This is a genomic window from Intrasporangium sp. (genome assembly GCF_039812505.1).
In the GTDB taxonomy this organism is placed as follows: Bacteria; Actinomycetota; Actinomycetes; order Actinomycetales; family Dermatophilaceae; genus Intrasporangium_A.
In genome coordinates this window covers 1-2725 of the sequence record NZ_JBDIAQ010000258.1, presented here as the reverse complement: position 1 = coordinate 2725, position 2725 = coordinate 1, and the positions used below count along the sequence as shown (strand labels likewise).

General features: G+C 71.5%; 2 protein-coding genes. Both read right to left on the bottom strand.

Annotated elements, in window-relative coordinates; translation table 11 throughout:
* Positions 1 to 905 (bottom strand): ribose-phosphate diphosphokinase (locus WMI84_RS17925; protein WP_347355134.1); only part of this gene is annotated, 905 nt, incomplete at its 3' end.
* Entirely contained in the window at positions 905 to 2455 is a 1551-nt protein-coding gene (gene glmU, locus WMI84_RS17920; protein WP_347355133.1) for a bifunctional UDP-N-acetylglucosamine diphosphorylase/glucosamine-1-phosphate N-acetyltransferase GlmU, read from the bottom strand. The genes WMI84_RS17925 and glmU, both read right to left, overlap by 1 nt.
* Positions 2456 to 2725: the final 270 nt, after the last annotated feature.

The window sequence follows — 2725 nt, the reverse complement described above, 5'->3', positions numbered from 1 at the left end:
GCGATCGAGAGCACGGTGAGCTTGTCGAACCGGCGCGACTCGGGGATCGGCAGGGTGTTCGTCACGACGACCTCCTCGACCTTGCAGGCCTGGAGCCGGTCGACGGCCGGGCCCGACAGGATCGCATGGGTCGCCGCGATGATGACGGCGGCAGCCCCCTCCGCCATCAGGGCGTCGGCCGCCTTGGTGATCGTGCTCGCCGTGTCGATCATGTCGTCGACGAGCACGCAGACCCGGCCCTTGATCTCGCCGACCACACGGTTGGCGACCACCTCGTTGGGGCGGTTGATGTCACGCGTCTTGTGGATGAAGGCCAGCGGCGCACCGCCGAGGCGGCTGGACCAGTCCTCGGCGACCTTGATGCGCCCGGCGTCGGGCGAGACCACCGCCAGGTCGAGGTGACCGTACTTGCTGTCGACGTGGTCGGACAGGATCGGCAGCGCCATCAGGTGGTCCACTGGCCCGTCGAAGAAGCCCTGGATCTGGGCGGTGTGCAGGTCGATCGCCATCAGCCGGTCGGCGCCGGCGGTCTTGAACAGGTCGGCCATGAGCCGGGCCGAGATCGGCTCACGGCCGCGGTGCTTCTTGTCCTGCCGGGCGTAGCCGTAGAACGGCAGCACGACGGTGATCCGCTTGGCCGAGGCCCGCTTGAGCGCGTCGACCATGATCAGCTGCTCCATGATCCACTCGTTGATGGGCGCCGTGTGGCTCTGGATCACGAAGGCGTCGCAGCCACGCACCGACTCCTCGTAGCGCACATAGATCTCGCCGTTGGCGAACTTGTAGGCCGACGTCGGGACCAGCTCGGTGCCGAGCTGCTCGGCCACCTCCTGGGCCAGTCGCGGGTGCGCCCGGCCCGAGAAGACCATCAGGTGCTTCTCGGGAGTCTTGTTGAGGCCGGTCATCAGGCCTCCCTTGTCTCCTCGGCCGGTGGGGGTGGCGGCTCGGACCCGCCGGGTCGTCCGGCCTCGAGCCGGTCACCCTCGAGGACGGCGCCCGCCTCGGTCGAGAGGGCCTCCTCGGCGTCGGCGGCGGCCGCGGCCTGGGCCGCCTTCTCGGTGCGCGTGCCGGCGCGGCGGCGCGCCACCCAGCCGTCGATGTTGCGCTGGCGCGCCCGGGTCACGGCCAGCTGTCCCGGGCCGACGTCGCTGACCACGGCCGAGCCGGCGGCCACGTAGCTGCCCGCCCCGATGGTGCGCGGTGCGACGATGACCGAGTCGCTGCCCACGAAGCTCCACGGCCCGACCTCGGTGTGCGACTTGGTCAGCCCGTCGAAGTTGGCGAAGATCGTGCCCGCGCCGATGTTCGCGCCCTCACCGATCGTCGCGTCGCCGCAGTAGGTCAGGTGCGGCACCTTCGCCTCGGGCCCGATGTCGGCGTTCTTCGTCTCGACGAAGCCGCCGATCTTGCCCTTCGCGCCGAGCTTGGTGCCCGGGCGCAGGAAGGAGAAGGGGCCGACGGTGGCGCCGGGCCCGATCTCGGCGAGCTGGGCCTGCGTTCGTATGACGCTCGCACCGTCGGCCACCTCGGTGTCCTCCAGCGTCGTGTCCGGGCCGATGACGCACTCCGCGCCGATCGACGTCGCCCCGAGCAGCTGGGTGTTGGGCTGCAGCACGGTGTCCCGGCCGACGCTGACCCCCGCGTCGATCCACGTCGTCGCGGGGTCGATCACGATCGCGCCGTCCCGCATGACCTGCTCCACGATCCGCCGGTTCAGCTCGGCGCCGAGGCGGGCGAGCTGGACCTTGTCGTTGACCCCCTCGGTCTGCCAGAGATCGTCGACGAGGTAGGGGGTGACCCGCAGGCCCCTGGCCCGGGCGATGCCGACGACGTCGGTGAGGTACTTCTCGCCCTGGGCGTTGTCGGTGCCGACCTGGGTCAAGGCCTCGCGAAGGACTGCGACGTCGAAGGCGTAGATGCCGGAGTTGACCTCGTGGATCGCGCGCTGCTCGTCGGTCGCGTCCTTCTGCTCGATGACCTCGGCCACCCCGCCGTCGGCGTCGCGCAGCACCCGCCCGTAGCCGGTCGGGTCGTCGAGCGTGGCCGTGATCAGGGTCACCGCACTCTGGGTGCGGGCGTGGTCGGCGAGCAGGCCGCGCAGGACCGCGGCGGTGAGCAGCGGCACGTCGCCGTACGTGACCAGGACAGTGCCGGCGAGGTCGTCGGGCAGGGCGCTCAGGGCGCACTCGACGGCACGCCCGGTGCCCGGGATCTCGTCCTGGTCGATGACGATCGCCTCGGGGTCGACCTGCTCGACGTGGGCCGCGACCCGGTCGCGCTGGTGGCGGATGACGACCTCGAGGTACGTCGGCTCCGTGCCACGGGCGGCACTGATGGCGTGCGCGACGAGAGTCCGGCCGCCGATCGTGTGGAGCACCTTGGGGGTCTTGGACTTCATGCGTGTGCCCTCGCCGGCGGCGAGGACGATCACGGCGGCAGGCCGCAGATCGCTCACGGGTCGCTGCTCCTCCTGGTCGGTGACGCCGCCCGACAGGCGGGGGCCCCGGGCGCCGCAGCCATGCTACTAGGGCCGGGTGACGGTTCGGACGGCGCGCGCCGGCAGTGCGGCCGGGCCTTCGTGGGCTCGGGCGGCGTGCCCACGGAACCGTAGGGCAACCGCTCAACCTTGGTCCACCGACGGAAACATGGCGGTGGATCAGGCCCCCCTCCGCCCCTGCGGGCGATGGACCGGCAGGTCCCTTCCAGGCTCGCGTGGCCCGGGGCG